This window comes from Oceanobacillus sp. FSL W8-0428 (assembly GCF_038004405.1).
In the GTDB taxonomy this organism is placed as follows: domain Bacteria; phylum Bacillota; class Bacilli; order Bacillales; family Amphibacillaceae; genus Oceanobacillus; species Oceanobacillus sojae.
On sequence record NZ_JBBORB010000001.1, the window covers coordinates 2,916,165 to 2,933,261 of the forward strand.

General features: G+C 37.1%; 16 protein-coding genes. 12 read left to right on the forward strand and 4 right to left on the reverse strand.

What is annotated here, in order from left to right; translation table 11 throughout:
• Window position 1 precedes the first annotated feature (1 nt).
• Together MKY30_RS13885 and cyoE are read left to right on the forward strand one after the other, a co-directional pair.
• Window positions 2–1,444: a sensor histidine kinase gene (locus tag MKY30_RS13885; protein WP_341084331.1), complete on the forward strand. Its 1,443-nt coding sequence runs from the start codon at window positions 2–4 to the stop codon at window positions 1,442–1,444.
• A gap of 283 nt (window positions 1,445–1,727) precedes the next feature.
• The gene (gene cyoE / locus MKY30_RS13890) at window positions 1,728–2,645 is read left to right on the forward strand and encodes a heme o synthase (RefSeq protein ID WP_147209832.1); all 918 of its coding nucleotides are present in this window, start codon (window positions 1,728–1,730) and stop codon (window positions 2,643–2,645) included.
• A 131-nt stretch (window positions 2,646–2,776) separates the two neighbouring features.
• Here the strand turns inward: cyoE and MKY30_RS13895 are convergent, their stop codons facing one another.
• The 3 genes from MKY30_RS13895 to MKY30_RS13905 form a co-directional block, all read right to left on the reverse strand.
• The gene (locus tag MKY30_RS13895; RefSeq protein ID WP_147209831.1) at window positions 2,777–4,075 is read right to left on the reverse strand and encodes an arsenic transporter; all 1,299 of its coding nucleotides are present in this window, start codon (window positions 4,073–4,075) and stop codon (window positions 2,777–2,779) included.
• 339 nt (window positions 4,076–4,414) lie between these two features.
• Entirely contained in the window at window positions 4,415–4,834 is a 420-nt protein-coding gene (locus tag MKY30_RS13900; protein WP_147209830.1) for a universal stress protein, read from the reverse strand.
• Window positions 4,835–4,848: 14 nt separating this feature from the next.
• Window positions 4,849–6,285 (reverse strand): SulP family inorganic anion transporter, encoded by a 1,437-nt coding sequence (locus MKY30_RS13905; protein WP_147209945.1) that lies wholly within the window; start codon window positions 6,283–6,285, stop codon window positions 4,849–4,851.
• Between the two features lie 87 nt (window positions 6,286–6,372).
• On the opposite strand from MKY30_RS13905, the gene MKY30_RS13910 reads away from it, so the two are divergent.
• Window positions 6,373–6,930, forward strand: coding sequence for a recombinase family protein (locus MKY30_RS13910; RefSeq protein WP_147209829.1), 558 nt, complete (start codon window positions 6,373–6,375; stop codon window positions 6,928–6,930).
• 98 nt (window positions 6,931–7,028) lie between these two features.
• Here the strand turns inward: MKY30_RS13910 and MKY30_RS13915 are convergent, their stop codons facing one another.
• On the reverse strand, window positions 7,029–8,330 hold the full coding sequence (locus MKY30_RS13915; RefSeq protein ID WP_341084334.1) for an aminotransferase class V-fold PLP-dependent enzyme: 1,302 nt from the start codon (window positions 8,328–8,330) through the stop codon (window positions 7,029–7,031).
• A gap of 281 nt (window positions 8,331–8,611) precedes the next feature.
• Here MKY30_RS13915 and MKY30_RS13920 point away from each other — a divergent pair, with 281 nt between their 5' ends.
• From MKY30_RS13920 to MKY30_RS13960, 9 genes are all read left to right on the forward strand, one after another.
• Entirely contained in the window at window positions 8,612–9,508 is an 897-nt protein-coding gene (locus MKY30_RS13920; protein WP_341084336.1) for a LysR family transcriptional regulator, read from the forward strand.
• A gap of 289 nt (window positions 9,509–9,797) precedes the next feature.
• Window positions 9,798–10,556: a LamB/YcsF family protein gene (locus tag MKY30_RS13925; RefSeq protein WP_341084337.1), complete on the forward strand. Its 759-nt coding sequence runs from the start codon at window positions 9,798–9,800 to the stop codon at window positions 10,554–10,556.
• Window positions 10,557–10,587: 31 nt separating this feature from the next.
• A complete protein-coding gene (locus tag MKY30_RS13930) occupies window positions 10,588–11,313 on the forward strand; it encodes a carboxyltransferase domain-containing protein (protein WP_156987336.1) in 726 nt (241 codons plus the stop codon).
• Window positions 11,310–12,272, forward strand: a complete 963-nt coding sequence (locus tag MKY30_RS13935; RefSeq protein ID WP_147209824.1) for a 5-oxoprolinase subunit C family protein — start codon at window positions 11,310–11,312, stop codon at window positions 12,270–12,272. The genes MKY30_RS13930 and MKY30_RS13935 overlap by 4 nt, the downstream gene beginning before the upstream one ends.
• 5 nt (window positions 12,273–12,277) lie before the next feature.
• Entirely contained in the window at window positions 12,278–13,354 is a 1,077-nt protein-coding gene (locus tag MKY30_RS13940) for a TRAP transporter substrate-binding protein (protein WP_341084340.1), read from the forward strand.
• A 104-nt stretch (window positions 13,355–13,458) separates the two neighbouring features.
• Window positions 13,459–13,935, forward strand: coding sequence for a TRAP transporter small permease (locus MKY30_RS13945; RefSeq protein WP_147209822.1), 477 nt, complete (start codon window positions 13,459–13,461; stop codon window positions 13,933–13,935).
• A gap of 42 nt (window positions 13,936–13,977) precedes the next feature.
• Window positions 13,978–15,252, forward strand: a complete 1,275-nt coding sequence (locus MKY30_RS13950) for a TRAP transporter large permease (RefSeq protein ID WP_246145085.1) — start codon at window positions 13,978–13,980, stop codon at window positions 15,250–15,252.
• Window positions 15,253–15,408: 156 nt separating this feature from the next.
• On the forward strand, window positions 15,409–16,626 hold the full coding sequence (locus MKY30_RS13955) for a pyridoxal phosphate-dependent aminotransferase (protein WP_341084343.1): 1,218 nt from the start codon (window positions 15,409–15,411) through the stop codon (window positions 16,624–16,626).
• Window positions 16,623–17,063 (forward strand): RidA family protein, encoded by a 441-nt coding sequence (locus MKY30_RS13960; RefSeq protein ID WP_341084345.1) that lies wholly within the window; start codon window positions 16,623–16,625, stop codon window positions 17,061–17,063. Before MKY30_RS13955 ends, MKY30_RS13960 begins: the two co-directional genes overlap by 4 nt.
• Window positions 17,064–17,097 lie beyond the last annotated feature (34 nt).

Genomic DNA, 17,097 nt, shown 5'->3' on the forward strand with positions numbered 1-17,097 from the left:
TATGTTAACGTTACGAAAACAATTAAGCCGTCATTTTTATCGTATTATGCTGTTTAGTATTCTGGCAACTTTGCTTACCTGGATACTGGGATTTCTTTTATTTACTATCATCAATCAAAACAAAACATTGAATCCTGCTAATTACTATGAAAGCCAGATTCCTGAAATGGTTGATAAGGTGAATGCGCAGGATGATATATTGAATCCGGATAATCAGGCAATGTTAGACAAAATCATTCCTTTAGAGGGATTAGACTATCAGATTGTGAATGCAGAGGGGCAGATTCAATATGGCAGTATGAGCGAACGCTATCTTACTTCAAGAGAGGATGTTTTTACGCAGCTGAATAAAAATATTTATGATAACAATCGGATTGTTGTATACTATCCTATTTTTGACAGTGGGCAGAATTTTCTTGGAGCGGCTGGATTTCGGTATCAATTATCCGTTATATCGGCAAATACAGAATCGCGGATGCTTCTTTTCAGTTTATTCATTTTTGCTATTATCACACCGTTTGTATATATTTTTCTGTGTACTTTTATTATTGGCAGACGCTGGGCGAAACGAATGAAGGAGCCGTTTAATGAAATTATCGCCGGTGCCGGAAAAATAGAAAAACAGGATTTAAATTTTACGATGCATAATCAAAGTAACATTAAAGAACTGCATCAGCTTGTTGCAGCATTTGATAAGATGAAGACAGCTTTAAAAGAAGCACTTGAAAAACAATGGGGTATGGAAGAAGAAAGAAGAGAAATGGTTGCAGCTGTGGCTCATGACCTGAAAACACCGTTAACCATTATTCAAGGACATGCAGAGGGAATATTGGAAAGTAATCACGAGCTTCCAAAGCGGATAACACAGTATTTACAGACTATTCTTTTAAACTGCCAGCGATCTATTCGTTTAATTCAAGAATTAAACGATGTATCCAGCTATGAGAATACAGAATTTTATTTAGAAACAGAACCAGTAAATCCTGAAGTGCTTATTCAGAATAAAATGAACGAGTTCAGACAGCTATGTCATGCACAGAATATTGAGCTGCGGGCTTCTATTCATAATCCGGAAGGCAATCAAGATTTATTTTACCTGGATCCTTTCCGGATTAACCAGATGCTGGATAATATATTAATTAACAGCTTGCGCTATACGAAGGAGTGGGGGACTATCACATGGGAAACATATATATCAGAAAAAGAACTTAAATTTATTATTGCCGATAGCGGTCCAGGCTTTTCAAAAGAAAATCAGGTAAAGCTTTTTAAAAAGTTCTTTCGGGAGGATAAAGCGCGGAATAGTGCAGACGGTCACTCTGGTTTGGGCTTATTTATTGCCAAAGCCATTGCAGAGCAGCATCACGGTAAAATCAGTGCGAATAATCATCCAGAGGGAGGGGCGGTTTTTACAGTAACTATTTGTAATATGAAATATAAGTAACTTTTGATTTTTTAATCCGCGTATCTTTAAAAGCTGCATGGATTTCTTTTTTTGCTATAGAAAAAATCCGGCACAGACGCAATTTAAACTCTAATATTTTAAAATTGCGAAAACGCGTTCTTCTAATGTTCACAATTTCATCTGATAAAACCTTTTATATAAGCAAATTAACTGGAATTAAAGTAGTGTATGGTATATATTTTTCTTAGTGCTTAAAATTAATTATATTTATTTGCATGTTTTAAATTTGATATAGATAGGTAAAAGGGAGATTAGATCAGAAATGGCAGAAGCAGCAAATGGGCAAAAACAAAATATGTCCTTACTAAAAATTCTTTCGCAAACGGTGAAAACAGGAATTATCCGTTCCAATTTGATACCGATGTTTGCGGGATTAACATTATCTTTATACACATACCAGATTGGTATTTTAGAGAAGCTGCCGGAAATCCTGTTTGCCTTTTTAGGCTCTATTTTCGTGATAGGGGCAGCGGGAGCTTTTAATAATTTATATGATCGTGATATTGATGCGATAATGAAAAGAACACAGGGGAGGCCGACTGTTACAGGAGAAATCAGGCCCGCGACGGTATTGTGGCTGGGTATTATCATGGCAGCGGCAGGAATTATTCTGCTTTCCCTGACAACCCCGCTGGCAGGGCTCTTGGGTTTTCTGGGATTGTTTTTTTATGTTGTTCCTTATACTATGTGGAGCAAGCGGAGAACAGTATTTAATACAGAGATTGGCAGTATCTCCGGAGCTATGCCTCCTTTAATCGGCTGGGCAGCGATGTATCCAGATATCACACATCCGGCGATTTTGGGATTGTTTGTGATTGCAGTTATCTGGCAGATGCCGCATTTTTATTCTATTGCAATCAGGCGGCATGAAGAGTATCAGGCAGCCGGAGTTCCAATGCTTCCTGTTGTAAAAGGAGTAAGACGGACATATATCCAAACTAATATTTATTTAGTGGTTATGATAGGAATCAGCTTTTTACTAAGCTCTTTAAGTGTCGGCCTTATGCTTGTATCTCTTATAATGGGTACGGGCTGGCTTGCTCTAAGCATTTTTGGCTACAAACGGATGGATTCGGAAAAATGGGCCAAATCAATGTTTATTTATTCTCTTATTCATATGACAATTGTTTTTTCAACAGTGATTATTTATTCACTGATGGGGATTATTTTTAAATTATAGTTTGATATGGCGAGTTGCATCAATTAATAAGAAAGAACCAATTCTGATTTAGAGTTGGTTCTTTTTCGTGGGAGGGAATTTAGTTCTTTAACTGAACTTCTTGCGTTTATTGCTCAAGTTTTACCATGTGTTCAAAAAATCAATAGAGTCAGGTACAGTCCTAACAAAGTAATAAAGAGAATAGGAACAGTTAAAATAATACCGATTTTAAAATACTCTCCCCACGAAATCTTTATTCCTTTTTGCGATAGTACATGAAGCCAGACTAAGGTTGCCAGAGAGCCGATTGGAGTGATTTTCGGACCTAAATCAGATCCAATCACATTGGCGTAAATCAGGGATTCTCTGAGAACACCGGATGTGCTTGTTTCTGCAATGGCAAGCGCATTAATCATTACTGTCGGCAAATTGTTCATAATGGAAGACAGGATTGCTGCGATAAAGCCCATTGCAAAGGTTGCAATAAATAATCCCTGGTTGGCTGCAGCCTGAATTACTGCGGCGAGGGCAGAGTTAAGGCCTGCATTTCCCAGACCATAGACAACGACGTACATACCAATAGAAAAGATAACGATATTCCATGGAGCATCTTTAATAACTTTTTTAGCTCGTACATATGGACTGCGTCTTGCTAAAAAGACAAAAATTACTGCTATCAGCCCTGCGATAATAGAAACAGGTACATGAATAAATTCACTTGTAAAATAGCCGATAAGTAATAATGTCAAAACAAACCAGGCTAAACGAAATATTTTAATATCCTTGATAGCATCCTTTGGTTCTTTTAATTTCGATAAATCATATCTTTTAGGAATTGTTCTGCGGAAATAAAGCAGCAGAACTAAAATCGTCGCAATAAAGGAGAAAAGGTTAGGGATTATCATCCGGACTGCATACTCTGCAAAGCCGATTCCAAAAAAGTCAGCAGATACGATATTTACCAGATTACTAATGATAAAAGGAAGTGAAGTTGTATCAGCAATAAATCCTCCGGCGATAATAAATGGAAAAACCATATGTGCTTTAAAATGTAAATTCTGAACCATTGCGAGTACGATTGGTGTCAAAATAAGAGCTGCTCCATCGTTTGCGAATAATGCTGCCACGACAGTTCCTAATATACTGACATAAATAAACATCTTCAGCCCGTTGCCTTTGGCTGCTTTAGCCATATGCAGTGCAGACCACTCAAATAAGCCGATTTCATCTAAAACTAAGGAGATTAAAATAATGGCTACAAACGCCAATGTAGCATTCCAGGTAATATCAATTACTTCCAGAACGTCTGCCCATCCAACAATCCCTAATAAGATAGCGAGGACAGCTCCACCTGATGCAGACCAGCCAATATTCAGACCTCCAGGCTGCCAAATGACAAAAATAAGTGTAATGCTAAAAATAATCAATGCAATTATAAGCGTTGATGTCATAATAATTCTCCTTTATATGACTTTCTTTCATTGAAGCCATGCTGCCTGCCCTATATTTGTTCAAAGCACTATTAAGAAAAAAGAAATTTTTGCATATGGGTGTAAAAATAAATAACTATATGATTATATAGCCCAATCTATTGAGACAGCAAACATAAATTAAAATAAGGACACCAAATTGGGTTTAATCCAGATTTGGTATCCTTGTTTTTAAAAAAGGCGAGGGGTGGTTATTATATAAATATCTTGATGATTTTAAATATGGACTGGTTTTATTTACTTAAGTTAAGGGCGTAAACATTCTTTTAACTTTAGGTGATTAAGCTGATTAGCTTATCATTATTTCACAATCAACGCAGGACAATGCGCGCGTTTCATTACTTTGTGACTTACGCTGCCCAGTACCATTTCCTGCAGTGCATTTAAACCTCGACTGCCGATTACTACAATATCTACCTTTTGGTCATTGGCATATTTAACAATTTCCGGACCGGGCTTTCCACGTAGAATAGTAGTCTTGAAATTTGCATTTGCATCATGAAGAAATTGGATTACTTTTGAATTTTTTTTACGGCGTTCCACGTCGATTGCTTCACTGGAACTGGAATGCAGTACATCTGTTTTTGACTTTTCATAGTCGATAACATACGTAACGTCGATAATAGCTTCTTTATCATACGAAGCCAGTTTAACCGCTTCTTTAGCTGCACGTACCGCATTTTCTGAGCCGTCTGAAGCCAGTAAGATATGTTTATACATAAAATATCTCTCCTTTAATGTGATGACAAAACACCATTCAATTTATCCATTATTTTCTTACTGGAAGTATCCAGTTCTACAAGTTCAACCTGAATGCCTTTTGTTTTTAACAGATCGACTACCTTTAAGACAGCGCCGACACCGGAATCATCCCAAATTTGACTCTCAGAGAAATCAATCTGGATTTTTTTACTCTGTATATCAGATTTTTTAAAGTAATTAACAAATCCATCAATGGAAGCAAAAAAGAGCTGACCCTGAATGTGGTACCGAGTCCCGTCATTTGAAATTTTAACTGTTGAAATTTTTATAACAAAGAAAATGGCACTTAGTAGAACTCCGGCAAGCACACCTTTTGATAAGTCATGCGTATAAACGACAATCACCACAGTAGCTAACATAACCAGCGCGTCTGTCCGGGGAGCCTTCATTAAATATTTAAATGAGCTCCAATCGAATGTTCCAATACTTACCATAATCATTATGCCTACTAAAACCGGCATTGGGATTTGAACAACAAGATCACCCAGCACAATAATAAGGAACATTAAAAAGATTCCTGCAATGAAAGTAGATAAACGGCCGCGGCCGCCAGATTTCACATTAATCACAGACTGTCCAATCATTGCGCAGCCAGCCATACCGCCAAAGAATCCGGTAATAAAATTGGCAATACCCTGGCCGCGGGCTTCTCCGTTTTTATTACTTTCTGTTCCAGTCATGTCATCGACAATTTGTGATGTAAGTAATGTTTCCAGCAGCCCTACAATAGCCATTGATAGGGAGTATGGAAAAATAATTTGTAATGTTTCAAACGTCCAGGGCACATCCGGAATAAAAAAAGACGGGAAGGCTTGGGTAATGGCTCCAAGATCTCCTACTGTTTTAAGATTTACTCCACTGAATATGGCAATGGATGTTAATGCTACAATGGCAATCAACGGAGCTGGAATTACCTTGATGAAGCGTGGTAAGGTATATAATAGAATTAATGTTATGCCCACAAATACATAGGTCATTGTTGATATACCGATGAAATGTTCCAGCTGTGCAGTGAAAATCAAAATAGCTAACGCATTTACAAAACCGATCATAACGGCATTTGGAACAAATTTCATGACTTTGGCAACCTTGCATATACCAAATAGAAGTTGAATAATACCTGTTAAAATGGTTGCAGCCAATAGATAATCAAGTCCATAATCTCTGACCAGTGGGACCATAAGTAACGCCATTGCTCCAGTGGCTGCAGAAATCATTCCAGGACGGCCTCCGGCAAAAGAAATGACGACAGCAATAATAAAAGAGGTGTATAAACCGACCATTGGATCGACACCTGCTATAATAGAGAAAGCTATTGCTTCAGGAATAAGAGCGAGCGCAACGACAATACCGGATAAAATATCAGCCCGGATATTACTGAACCATTGTTGTATTAAATTTTGCATGATGAACTCCTTTTCTAAATTACTTTTCACATTGTAGCACTAGTTTTCCTAAAAAGGAACCCTTTAGGGAATAAAATAGGAGCGGATAATATGATATATGGCTATACAAGACCTTTATATAATGATATAAAATCTCAAAATCAACTAAATTCTCTTAGAAATAAATGTGACCGGATTTATTGCGAAGAACATGGAAGTCCTAAAAAAAGGGATCAGTTGGAGGCACTTTTAATGGAGATACAATCAGGGGATTGTATCTTAGTAGAGAGAATGATTGCTTTGGCTGACACATTTCATCATTTGATGGAAATATTAAAAGTGTGTGAAAAAGATAATGTGAAAATTCATTTTCTGAATGAGGACATTCAAAGCGATACATTGCTGAATATTTATTTACAGAATATGGTGATGTATATGCTTCAATTCCAGTCAGACAGTATCAAACAATCCACAACGCAAGGGATGTATAAAGCGAAACAGCGGGGGAAATCTATAGGTCGTCCAAAAAAATCGGATGAAAATATTAAAAAGGCTATTGCAATGTATCATGATGGTTATACATTATTCGATATCAAAAATGAAACCGGAATAAGTAAGTCTACATTATATCGTTATTTGGAAGCGTTTGGCGGGGAAGAGGAGAATTAAACTTTTCAAAGTAAAAGCCAGCCGCCAGCAAAGATTGGCTGAAATAAAGAGAAATCCAAATACAAATGAATTTTTATGTGTTTGGATTTCTTTTTTCTCTATTCGAGCTCTGAAATAGATTCGGTGATTTCTAAAAACTTTTCAATATCAGATATATCATGACAATGCATCGGCGACACACGAATGGCGCCAGGGATACCTAAAGTAATCAGCATCCTTTCCGAATAAGGGCTTCCCATGATTCTTTCAAATACAATACATCCCCGTTTCCCGTATTCCCGTGCAGCGGCAGAATAATCGAGATGATCAAATCCGATTGCCACAATTAAATCTTTATGCAGCAGGCTTTGGGTATCTGTATAAATGGTAACCATTGGATTTTCTCGTAGCCCTCTGGCATTTTTCGTTCCATTTAATAAAGCAGAAAGAAGTGCTCTTTCATGTAAGTGAATTTTTTCCATACCTTTTACAAATAGTGCTCTCTGATTCTTTGTATCCGTGTAATTTTCACCAATCCAGCAGACATAATCAACAATCGCCGAAATAGATGCATAATTTGACGGTGTTGGAGACCCTAATTCCCACTCGTCACTTTTTTTAGCTAATAGCTTATGATGGCGTAGATTGGCTAATCGGGGAGAGACCCAGCCGATACCGATTCCACGATTTCCAAAAAATTTGTAGGGCGCCATAGTAACGGCATCGACTCCGGTATCCTTTACGTCAATGACCCCGTGAGGAGCATGCTGTACAGCATCTGTAATTACGTATAGATCAGGCTTTATTTTCCTGGACTGTGCTGTAATTTCTTTGATGTCCATAATTGATCCAGAAATATTGGATGCTGACATAATACTCACAAAACAAGTATCCTCGTCAACTAATGCTGCTACTTCTGCAGCATCAATCCCGCCAGTATCAGGATTTGCTTTTGCTACCCGCAGCTCCATGCCCATTTTTTGTGCAGCATAAGAGGCTGCATCATAAGCAGAAGGATGCTCCATCGCTGAAGTCACAATATTTTTGCCGGGGACATTTTCTGCAATCGTTTCAGCAATTTGAAACATCACCTGAGAAGCAGACAGCTGTGTGATAATGGAGCCTTCATCCGCACCGAAAATAACTTTTGTCATATCCTCGATGCTTTGTTTTTTGATTTCCTGCAAATCAAGGGAACGGTTGTGAACTCTGTCTGGACAATCAGGAAAGCTTTCAATAAATGCTTTTATTTCTACAGCACTTTTTAATCTGAGAGATCCACCGGAGTTCTCAAAAAATAATCTTTCTCCATATTTCGGATCTTCATCCAGATAATAAAATTTATCTTTTATCTCTTTCTGCAGCTGAGGAGAAAAGAATTCCCCTTCATTTTGTATTTTTTCTATTTGTTGGTTAGACATGGATAATCTCCTCCTTTAAACTGGACAAATAATGAAAGCATCTGTATTTCTGTATGTAATTATGTATGATCAGCTTTATTATCTAATAATTGAAAGCGATTTTATTATTGAAGGAAAGCTGAAGAGAATAGATAGATTACAAGCAATTTCAAAATGATTACAGATCAATGTGTGTTTCAAGCTTTCATGTTAGTAAAAATTGTAGCAAATGATTGAAATATAGTAAAATTAAATTTATAGTTATTAATTATCGGTAAAATAGATATAAAGGGAGGGGTAGTATGAATTTTAATCAAATAGAAGCTTTTTTAACAACAATTAGACTGGGAAGTCTTTCAAAAGCAGCGAATCACTTATATGTATCTCAATCCACTGTAAGCCAGCGTTTACATTCAATCGAAAAAGAATATGGCATCCTATTACTTAATCGGGACAGAGGGGTGAAAGGTATTTCTTTAACGGATGAAGGAGAAAGGTTTTATCAGATTGCATTGGAATACGAGCTTCTTCATGCAGAAGCCAAAAATATGAAAATGAGAAGCGGCAATATGACCATTACTATTGGTGCTGTTGATAGTGTTCATAATTATATATTTCAAAACCTGTATAAAAAAATCACAGAAGAAATCCCCAATATTCGTTTAGCAGTCAGAACATATCAATCAAATGAAATCTATTCATTGATAGAACAACGGAAAATTGATATAGGTTTATCGCTGCAGGAGCGCATATTACGCCATATTCATCTGAAAAAGCTATTTGCTGAGCAGCTTGTACTGGTTCAGTGGAGAAAAAGAGGAGAGCAGCGAAAGGTAATTGCAAATGAAACGCTTCTCCCTGAAAATCAGCTGTACATTTATTGGGGAATCGACTATCAAATTTGGCAGGAAAAGCATTGGGGATCATCTTCTAATTCACATATTCAAATTGATACGGTAAAAATGCTGCAGGAATTTATCGTTGATTCTAATTTATGGGCAATTGTTCCGGTTTCTGTTGCCAGGAGTCTCTATAAGGATGAAATTGTTAATGTTTATATGCTGGAAGATCCGCCGCCAGATAGAATTTGTTATATTGTGGAACGGGAAGGAGGGAATCGTTATTCAAAGAAAATAAATGAAATTCTGCGTCATTCTATGGAGGAAATCGAAAATATTGTCAGACCCTGGAACGAATAAGAAAGAATATGAGCATAGTGGAATAGAAGTTTTATATCGTCCATGCCTTTTTTTGTATGGGCGTTATTTATGTTAAATGAGAGTTTTTCTATTTTATGGCAACCATATTTCACAGCTGTGGACCTTTTCTTAAACATCATTAAATATTTGATTTTTAAATATTTAATATTTATATATTGTATTTTACAATAAAACAATTTGAGTGTTACGATACATTACAAGCAATTCTAATTTGAAATAAATACTTTATGATCAATTTATTGTAAGCGGATACAGGGAGTTGGATATTATGAAGCACACTATTGATATAAATACGGATATGGGAGAGGGCTTTGGCAGGTATACTGTAGCGAATGATGAAAAGCTGCTTGATATCGTAAGCTCTGTAAATATTGCCTGCGGTTTCCATGCCGGCGATCCAGTGATAATGAATAACACAGTTAAAAAAGCTGCTCAAAATCAGGTAGCAATCGGGGCACATCCGGGCTTGGCCGATTTAATAGGATTTGGAAGAAGAAAAATAAATGTAACGATGGAAGAAGTAACGACAAATGTGCTTTATCAGCTTGGAGCTTTGAGCGCATTTACAAAGGCGCATCATACAACTTTGCGTCATGTTTCTCCGCATGGTCAGCTCGGACATTATTGTGTTCAGGATAAGAATTTTGCCAAAGCGTTTATGGAAGCAATTAACAGCTTCGATGAATCTATTAAAATAGTTGCTCTGGAAGGTGAATTGGCAGAGGAAGCGAGAAGGCAGGGCTATACGGTTGTTAAACAGATTTTTTCCGACAGGGCATATAATAATGATGGAACTTTGGTAGAAAGATCCAGAGTAGGTTCAGTAATAACAGATTTTGATGAAATGGTTACCAGAACGATCCAGATGATTAAGGAAAATACAGTAAAAACCATTGATGGTAAAATAATGAAAATGGAGGGAGATATTCTTTGTATTCATAGTGATACCGCCAATTCAGATGTTCTTGCTGAAAAGCTCAAGGCAGAATTGGTGAAAAACAATATCAGCATTTCCCCTTCCACTTAACTGTGAATTTACTAAATAGGGGGGCGTAATAATGAATGACTACAAGATGACCAGTTATGGTGATGCAGCTATCTGTGTTGTTTTTTCTGAAATATTTACGGAAGACGCCTGGATGAGGACACATGCTTTAGCTGCAAGGCTGAAGGAAGATAATTATCAATGGCTTTTAAGTATTATTCCTACGTATACTACGGTGATAATTCATTACAATATTATTTTGATAGACAAAGAAGCTGTAACACAAATAATCAGAGAAACTATTAATAAGCTTGATCCTGAATTAAAAGTCCAAAAAAGAGATACACATTTTCTTCCTGTTGTTTATGGAGGAGAATTCGGTCCTGACTTACCGGCGATTGCAAAAAGGTTATATATGACAGAGGAAGAAGTTATCCAGAAGCATATAAACAGTCCAAGTCAGCTTTTATCTTTTACAAGTCCGGCAGGCCAGCCTTTAATGGGGAAATCTGAAATTCCGAATACGATTCCCAGAATGGAGACACCTTATGTGAAGATTCCTAAAGGCACGATTGCAATTGTAGGCAGTCAGACAACAATTTATACAAAGGAAACTCCGGGAGGATGGAGGTTGATCGGGCGCACTCCATTGCAGGTTACTAATCCAGAACAAATTCCACCATCCCCCTTTAAGATTGGAGATCTAATACAATTTTTCAGAATAGATGAAAAAGAATGGGATTTCTATAAAAATAAAAAAGTAGAAGATATGCCGTATCTATTGGAGGAACAAAAATGAGTGACGAGCTTCTCATCTTAGAATCAAATATAGCATCTATTCAGGACATTGGAAGGTATGGGTTGGAGAATTATGGTTTTAGTATCAATGGGGCACTTGATCAGTTTGCTTATAAGATAAGTAATGCTTTACTGGGAAATCCGCTTGAAACACCGGCTATTGAAGTAACAGCCTTTAATTTTGCATTAAAAAGTCATGTTGATATCAGTGTTTGTGTTACTGGAGCACAGGCAATTGTTGAAGCAGACAATGAAGTCATGCCTCAATGGGAAACCTTTATATTAAAAAAAGAAAAGAAATTACGTATTTCCAAGATTCATTCTGGTATGAGAGTGTACATCAATATTGCAGGGGGAGTAAATGTCCCGCTTATACATGGAAGTGCATCCTACGATAGCATGATAGGTATCGGTACAAAATTAACTAAAGGAGATACGTTATCTTTAAATGGAAGTCTAACTAACTGTATAAGGAATAAAATGCGTATGCCGAAAGACGATATACCAGGGTATCAATCTCCTTGGAAAATCAATGTATGTCCTGGCCCTGATGTTGCTATTTTTAAAAAGCATATAAAGTTTTTTGAAGAAGCAAAATTCCGGGTTTCTTTGGAAAGTGACAACATTGGTATCCGGCTGGAGAAATATAGGTTAACCAAATTCTCACCACAGCAGAATTTATCAAGAGGTATTATTCCTGGCGCGATAGAAATTACCCCGCATGGCCAGCCTATTATTCTGCATAGGGGCAGGGGAGGAACAATAGGATATCCGGTAATAGCCTGTATTTCTTCAGCTGATTTGGACTTGGCGGGACAGGTAAGACCTCATGATACTGTCCGATTTACTTTTATCTCCACGGATAAAGCCATAGAGATTTATAGAAAAAGAGAAAAATATATTCAGCAAATACTGGATAAGAGCCTTGAATTAAATGATATATCAACAAAAGAGGAGTGATATAGGTGAGAAGCTTATTGAGAAGTATAGGTCTCCTGGCAGTTCTATGTATCTTTTCTATGCTGGCTGGTTGTATTGAGTTAACGGAACCCACAATAGCAGAGGAGAGCGGACCTTCAAATGAAAGTAATTCAGAGAGTGAGGTTACCCTCAGGTTAGGCCATGTATTTGCTGAAGATGATCCAATACATAAAAGTACGGTAATGCTGGCCGATCTTGCAAAGGAATATAGTGATGGTGAGCTTCAGATAGATGTGTATTCAAATAGTCAACTAGGCGAGGAAAGAGAATTAGTGGAAGGTGTACAAATGGGAATGGTTGATATTGGACTTTCGGCTAATGCTGCTGTGACTAACTTTATTCCATCACTTGTATATTGGGATTTTCCATATCTCGTAGACAGTATTGAGCATATGGAGAGAATTGAGGATGATGAGTCAATTATGGGATCTTTGCAAGCTGATTTTGAAGATAATAATCTTGTGAATTTAGGCATACAGTATGGCGGATTTCGTCAGATAACAAACTCTGTACGACCTATTGAAACACTGGTGGATTTCAAAGGAATTAATATCAGACTTTTAGAAAGTGAAGTAATGATTTCTACCTTTGAAAACATACCTGGAACAAGAACTTCCAATATGGCATTTTCAGAATTATACTCAGGCTTGCAGCAGGGAGTTGTAAATGCTCAGGAAAATCCTTTGAATTCTATTTATAGTATGAAGTTTTTTGAAGTACAGGATTATTTGTCATTAACGAATCATTTTTTCACCACAAGATACTATCTTATGAATGCTGATAGATTTGATCAATTATCTGATAAACAACAAGAAGCACTGGTAAGAGCGACTGAGGAATCAATGGAATATCATAAAGAACAACTTTTTGCAGAGGAATCACAAATATTAGAAATATTAGAAGAGCAAGGTATGGAAATTAACGAAGTATCTGATGAATTTGTAAATGAGTTTAGAGAACAGATGAAAGAAGCAGTATACCCGCGATTTTACAATGTTGTTGGAAATGGCGACGAGGCAGAAGGGGAAGAGCTTATAGAGAAAATTGAAGAATTAAGATAAGAATCTGGAAAAGAGTTTATTAATCATTTTGCTTCCACGGGAAGCATGGTTCCCGGTAATATTAGCTGCGAAAGTGAATAAAGTCTAAGAAATAGGGTGAGGTCATGGAGCGAATTGAATCTATATTTAAATATATTGCAGTGTTTTTAATGGGTATCATTATTGTAACTGTCACATTACAAATTGTTGCGCGGGAAATAATCTATTTTCCTGTCAGCTGGACTCAGGAAGTGGCTAAATATTCCTTTATATGGATGAGTTTAATTGGAGCAGCACTTGGCATTAAGAATTTTTCTCATGTAAGTATTGATGCATTTGTTAGTAAATTACCACTAAAACTCCAAAAAATTATTCAATATTTTGTAGAGATCAGTATTATTTTATTTATGGCTGTTTTATTAGTTCAAAGCATTAAATTCAGTGTATCTGCTGCAGGGCAGACATCTCCAGTCTTAGGAGTACCCATGAGTGCTGTATACGTAGCCTTAATCGTATTTTCTATTCTATCTATATTTTTTGCCTTTGAAAAAATTATAAAAATAAAAAGAGGAATCATAAATTTTGAAGAACAAGATAAATAGAATAAATGTCTCTTGGAGCTACTTTAAAGGAGGTACAAAACAGTGATAGCAATACTTATGATTACATTTATCGTGTTAATATTTTTGAATATTCCAATAGCATTTGCTTTAGCCATAGCCTGTTTATTAGCATTACTAACTGATCCAGTACTGCCATTGACTCTTATTCCGCAGCGGGTTTTTAACGGCTTAGATTCCTTTCCTCTGCTGGCGATCCCTTTCTTCATTCTGGCGGGTGCTATTATGGACAAAGGCGGTGTATCTGCAAAAATTATTAATTTAGCTAATGTATTAGTAGGCCATATCCGGGGAGGATTAGCAATGATTACGATCGTTGCTTCGATGATATTTTCTTCCATGACCGGATCATCTACAGCTGCAACTGCAGCTATTGGTAAAATTGTAGTACCTTCAATGAACGAAAAAGGATATTCTAAAGGGTTTTCTGCTGCATTAGTAGCTGCTTCCGGATCACTGGGCTCGGTTATACCGCCAAGTATTACTCTGATTATTTTTGGAGTTGTCGGCGGGGCTTCTATTGGTAAATTACTGATCGGCGGAATTTTACCTGGTATTATTTTAGGAATTATGTTAATGCTGGTCAGTTATATTATCGCATTGGTTATGAAGTATCCATCTGAAGAAAGGCAATCTATTAAAGACCTTGGGCGGTCATTCGTTGATGCAATTTTAGCATTATTCATGCCTGTAATTATGCTGGGAGGTATTTTGCTTGGTATTTTTACAGCAACGGAATCTGCTGTAGTAGCCATTATATATGGATTAATCCTGGGTATGTTTGTTTATAAAAAGATACGTATAAAGGATCTGCCGAATATTTTTTATGAGACCATATTAATTTCTTCTATGGTTGTACTGATTATTGGAATTGCAGATTTATTTGGCTGGCTGGTTACTTCCCAACAGCTTCCACAATTAATAGCTGGTTTAATCACTTCTATCACAACGAATCCATATCTGATTTTGTTCTTGATCTTGTTGTTATTGCTATTTGTAGGATTATTTATGGAAGCGAGTGCTGCAATTATTATTTTGACGCCTGTACTGCTGCCTATAACTAATTCAATGGGAGTAGATCCAATTCATCTGGGGGTAGTAATGATTTCTGCATTAGCAATCGGAGTGGTCACACCACCAATGGGAGTTAATCTTTTTGTAGCAAGTGCAATTACAAATTTAAATGTCAGTGTCGTGATAAAACATATTTGGCCATTTGTGCTGGCCATGATTGTTGGTTTGATAATTATCGCATACTTTCCATTTTTCACTACCTGGCTGCCATCTTTAATTGATTAAATACATTATAATCCCTGGACAGTACATGATGCATTTCAACAATTGCAAAATGTGCTGTCGGCAGTAAAAGAGGATTTGTAAGGAAATGAGCAGGGGAAATTAAAATAGAAAGTCAGAAAGATTTCATTACAAACTTAAACGGGAGAGGGTGCTTGTATGGATTCTGTGGAAAAGAAATTTTTAAAGCTTGGTGCTGAGAATGCACCAGGTCAGGAAAGAAGGCAGAATAATGATGCAATGAACCTGGTGGGTGATAGGATACCGGGAAGATCAGTTGATTTTTCCCATGGCGACGTCGATGCTTTCCAACCAATTCCAGGCTCTTTAGATAATTTTGTAGAAGGTGTGCAAGTTGGCGGTAAACAGGTATATACGGAATATCGGGGCAGCAAAGAAATTCGTGAAATAACGGCCGGAAAACTTGCTGCATTCACTGGCTCAAAACAAATTGATCCTGAAAAGAATCTAATTATTACTCCAGGTACACAAGGAGCTCTTTTTTTAGCAATGGGTTCTGTTATTAGCCGGAATGACAAGGTTGCTATTGTAGCACCTGATTATTTTGCCAACAGAAAATTAGTAGAATTTTTTGAAGGAGAAGTCGTTTATATAGAAATGGATTACTTTCATTCTGTTTCAGGTGCTGGATTAAATCTGGAAAAGCTGGAGGAAGCCTTTAAAGCAGGTGTGAAGCTCTTTTTATTTTCGAATCCAAATAATCCGGTGGGGGTAATTTATTCCCCTGATGAAATTAGAGAAATTGCTGAGCTTGCGCAGGCTTATGATGTGCAGATTATCGTTGACGAGCTATATTCACGACAGGTTTTTGAAGGTCATAGCTACACGCATTTAGCAGCACAGAATATTTTAAATCCTGAAAACCTGATTACTATTATGGGCCCTTCAAAAACAGAATCCTTAAGCGGATATAGGCTGGGTGTAGCATTCGGTTCATCTGAAATTATTAACCGCATGGAAAAACTGCAGGCTATCGTATCGTTGAGAGCAGGAGGCTACAATCAGGCCGTATTGAAAACCTGGTTTCATGAGCCGGAGGGGTGGATGGCCCAAAGAATTGCGCAGCATCAAGCTATCCGTGATGATTTAGTTACAAAGCTGCGTTCGATTCAAGGTTTTAAAGTAAGATCAACAGAAGCGGGCAGCTATTTATTTCCTAAAGTGCCGGAATTAACTGTTACGATAGAGGAATTTGTAAAGATTCTCCGTATTCAGGCAAATGTTATTGTAACTCCGGGAACTGAATTTGGTCCAGAGTTTACCGATAGCTTTCGTATGAACTTTTCACAGGATCATTCAGCTGCTGTAGAGGCTATAGATCGTATTGGAAAAGTAGTGAAGGGGTATCGAAAATGATTCATTCTGAAGAAAATGTCTCCCCTATTCCGCAGGGACAATATATCCCTGCTTCACGTTTTGGAGATTTGATATTCACATCCGGTATGACACCAAGACGCAAAGGCATTTTGATTCAAACTGGAAAAGTCAGTTCAGAAGAGCCTCTGCATATTTATAAGAAAGCAGTCAGACTTGCAGTTTCAAATGCATTGAATGCCGCTAATAATATAATTAATGAAGACGAAAAATTAAATCAAATATTAGCGTTAAACGTCTACGTTAATGCGCAAGAAAGCTTTCAAGCACATTCGGACTTAGCTGATTTTGCTTCAGAATATCTTTATGAACAGCTGGGGCAGAATGGTATTGGGAGCAGAGCAGCAATAGGAGTTGCATCATTGCCTGGTAATGCACCAATAGAAATCCAAATCACCGCTGCTTGTACTAAATACTGAACGACCTGTATTTTCTCTATCAGTATATGCTGAA

Excerpts from the sequence above, each read along its gene's own strand:
- MKY30_RS13960 (WP_341084345.1), top strand. The coding sequence starts at position 16,623 with ATGATTCATTCTGAAGAAAATGTCTCCCCTATTCCGCAGGGACAATAT.
- MKY30_RS13925 (WP_341084337.1), top strand. The coding sequence starts at position 9,798 with ATGAAGCACACTATTGATATAAATACGGATATGGGAGAGGGCTTTGGC.
- MKY30_RS13935 (WP_147209824.1), top strand. The coding sequence starts at position 11,310 with ATGAGTGACGAGCTTCTCATCTTAGAATCAAATATAGCATCTATTCAG.
- MKY30_RS13955 (WP_341084343.1), top strand. The coding sequence starts at position 15,409 with ATGGATTCTGTGGAAAAGAAATTTTTAAAGCTTGGTGCTGAGAATGCA.
- MKY30_RS13945 (WP_147209822.1), top strand. The coding sequence starts at position 13,459 with ATGGAGCGAATTGAATCTATATTTAAATATATTGCAGTGTTTTTAATG.
- MKY30_RS13930 (WP_156987336.1), top strand. The coding sequence starts at position 10,588 with ATGAATGACTACAAGATGACCAGTTATGGTGATGCAGCTATCTGTGTT.
- cyoE (WP_147209832.1), top strand. The coding sequence starts at position 1,728 with ATGGCAGAAGCAGCAAATGGGCAAAAACAAAATATGTCCTTACTAAAA.
- MKY30_RS13900 (WP_147209830.1), bottom strand. The coding sequence starts at position 4,834 with ATGTATAAACATATCTTACTGGCTTCAGACGGCTCAGAAAATGCGGTA.
- MKY30_RS13895 (WP_147209831.1), bottom strand. The coding sequence starts at position 4,075 with ATGACATCAACGCTTATAATTGCATTGATTATTTTTAGCATTACACTT.
- MKY30_RS13885 (WP_341084331.1), top strand. The coding sequence starts at position 2 with ATGTTAACGTTACGAAAACAATTAAGCCGTCATTTTTATCGTATTATG.
- MKY30_RS13915 (WP_341084334.1), bottom strand. The coding sequence starts at position 8,330 with ATGTCTAACCAACAAATAGAAAAAATACAAAATGAAGGGGAATTCTTT.
- MKY30_RS13910 (WP_147209829.1), top strand. The coding sequence starts at position 6,373 with ATGATATATGGCTATACAAGACCTTTATATAATGATATAAAATCTCAA.
- MKY30_RS13920 (WP_341084336.1), top strand. The coding sequence starts at position 8,612 with ATGAATTTTAATCAAATAGAAGCTTTTTTAACAACAATTAGACTGGGA.